The 2,180-nt window shown below is 40.4% G+C and carries 4 protein-coding genes; 2 read left to right on the top strand and 2 right to left on the bottom strand.

Annotated features, from left to right (window positions below; all coding sequences use genetic code 11):
• The first annotated feature begins 68 nt into the window (after positions 1–68).
• Positions 69–236 (top strand): hypothetical protein, encoded by a 168-nt coding sequence (locus QZY09_RS19020; protein WP_295674898.1) that lies wholly within the window; start codon positions 69–71, stop codon positions 234–236.
• Positions 237–342: 106 nt separating this feature from the next.
• Here QZY09_RS19020 and QZY09_RS19015 read toward each other — a convergent pair whose 3' ends face one another.
• Both QZY09_RS19015 and QZY09_RS19010 read right to left on the bottom strand, forming a co-directional pair.
• Positions 343–867 carry a hypothetical protein gene (locus QZY09_RS19015; protein ID WP_295674896.1) on the bottom strand — a complete coding sequence of 175 codons (525 nt, stop codon included), beginning with the start codon at positions 865–867 and terminating at the stop codon, positions 343–345.
• The gene (locus QZY09_RS19010; RefSeq protein ID WP_295674902.1) at positions 848–1,567 is read right to left on the bottom strand and encodes an RluA family pseudouridine synthase; all 720 of its coding nucleotides are present in this window, start codon (positions 1,565–1,567) and stop codon (positions 848–850) included. The genes QZY09_RS19015 and QZY09_RS19010 overlap by 20 nt, the downstream gene beginning before the upstream one ends.
• A 217-nt stretch (positions 1,568–1,784) precedes the next feature.
• Between QZY09_RS19010 and QZY09_RS19005 the strand changes: the two genes are divergently transcribed.
• Positions 1,785–2,180, top strand: a 396-nt coding sequence (locus QZY09_RS19005) for a hypothetical protein (RefSeq protein ID WP_295674866.1), incomplete at its 3' end; no start/stop codon positions are given.

Here is a 2,180-nt window from a genome sequence, read left to right as displayed (position 1 = left end):
TGTTCTAACAGTTTCTTACAAGGTGTCTTAACAGGCTCTTAATCCATTTTTTATAAGGAAAAATTATCATGGCATTTACAATTACCCCTTTAGCTGGGATTGACCTTTACAATACAGCCCAAGTAAATCCAAATTCTGCTGGTACTAACGTGCCAACATTTGGCCCTACTGGTGCTGAAGTATTTGGTTCTGACGGCTTCCGTTATGTTTTTGCACAAGCAGGCGCAGCAATTTGAGCATCGACAGCAACTTGCTCAATTAACGCATCAACTTTTGTAGCAACACCATCAGCAGGTACATACTTATCAGGTGCTTCAATGGCATCAGGTGATTATGGTTGGTTTAGCAAAGCAAGTGTTTGAGGTAATTGAGTAGTTCGAGTATTTTACTTTCAAATTGCCCCGCTTGATTTCTGTCTAATTCAAATTCAAAACCACTCGTTTTATAAACAAATGACGGGAGTTTTTTTGGCGGCCGCATATCTCCCTTTTGCCATGTAGATGTTGCAGGTAATGTGGTTTTTGAAAGAATTTTATCTAGATCCAGATGATTTGACGTCACCCTTAGTAAAACAATACCTGACGCTGTTATGTCAATTCCAATTAATTCAATGACTGGATCAACTTCGAAGTAATGCGTATAATAAAATTTACTTCCCTTTATTTTAAAATAAACAGCATAGCCGCTGTCAAGATATTGTATCCTCGTTATCAAAGGCTTGCCATCCTCTGTAGCAATTTCTAAAACGTCAAGAAATTGTTGAGTGCTGCCCCATGTTCTCTCTTCGAATTCCCTAATGGATATTTCGATAAATTTATCAATCAGTTCATGGCTGATGTTTTCCTCATTATAAGTCGAATTTTTCAAGTTGTTTCAAGAGTGTTTCAAAATCCTTTGGATACGGGGCATGAATGGTTACCGGCTCGCCGTTCAGCAATTTAAAGGTTACTTCGTAAGCATGCAGGGCAAAACGTTTCATAATGGGCTGTTCTTCCTGGTCTTTGCCCAAATGGTATTTACGTTTGATCTTTGAAAGGAAAACCGGCTGTCCTTTATACATTTCGTCGCCTGCAATGGACGCGCGTTGAGTGGCCAGGTGGATGCGGATCTGGTGCATGCGGCCGGTAACCGGGCGACATTCTACAAGGGTATAGTGTTTAAAATATTTTAACGATTTAAACCATGTTTCGGCCCGTTTGCCTTCCTGGCGGCTGATGGTTACATTCCCTTTGCCTACGTTTAATATAGGTAAGTCAACCAGCAGGTCCTCAAAAACGTGGGTACCATCAATAATGGCATGGTATACTTTTTTTACCTGACGTTTTTCAAACTGCATGGATACAAAACGATATGCTTCCGGGTTTTTAGCTATAATAAGCGCCCCTGAGGTTTCTTTATCCAGGCGGTGACAGATCTGCGCGTCATCCGAATAGGCTTTGGCCAGTCGCAGCATATTGACATCCCCGCCTTCGCGTTCATCCAGCGAACTGATAAACGGCGGTTTGTTCACCACAATAATATCATCATCTTCAAATAAAATCAGGTCGGCAAATTTTGGAAACTTCATAGCCTGCAAAAATACGGTTATTAATACGGATAAAATAACCATAGCTTAAATTTAGAACGTCGTATGGATCAATGACCAAAAAAATATACAGTTTTATTGCTGCAACCTGTTCAAGGCCACCAGCCCCGGGGCCAGGTATGCTGTAATAGGATGACTAAAACCAGTGGAACAGAATTTGATAAGATGGATAAAAAACATATTCATCTAAAAAAAAACAATGAGCACAAATTCAACCAAACCTGAAGAAAAGGGATTTTTCGAGAAGGTAAAAGAAACTATTGAGGAGTTTTGGGATGGTACCAAAAATAAAGCAGAGGATGTAAAGGATGCTGCCGAAGATACCTATGAGCACTTAAAAGATAAAATTGTTTCACAAAAACCAGTGGCAACAAAAAAGGCCACAGCTGTAAAAAAAGCTATTTCAAAGAAAACAGCTGACGTTGCTGCCAAAGCAAAAACAGCTGCGACTGAAATTAAGGCAAAGGCGGAAACTAAAGCAAAAGCAATTACTGCTAATGCTAAAGAAGTCATTTTCACGGTGGTCTTACCGATGACCTTCAGTTTGCCTTTATCGGCGGCTTCGATGCTGACGGGCATGGCGATCTTGTTCGTC

The sequence above is a fragment of the uncultured Mucilaginibacter sp. genome (assembly GCF_903913935.1).
In the GTDB taxonomy this organism is placed as follows: Bacteria; Bacteroidota; Bacteroidia; order Sphingobacteriales; family Sphingobacteriaceae; genus Mucilaginibacter.
The sequence above is the reverse complement of the archived record's forward strand: the minus strand, read 5'-3'. Positions and strand labels throughout refer to the sequence as shown.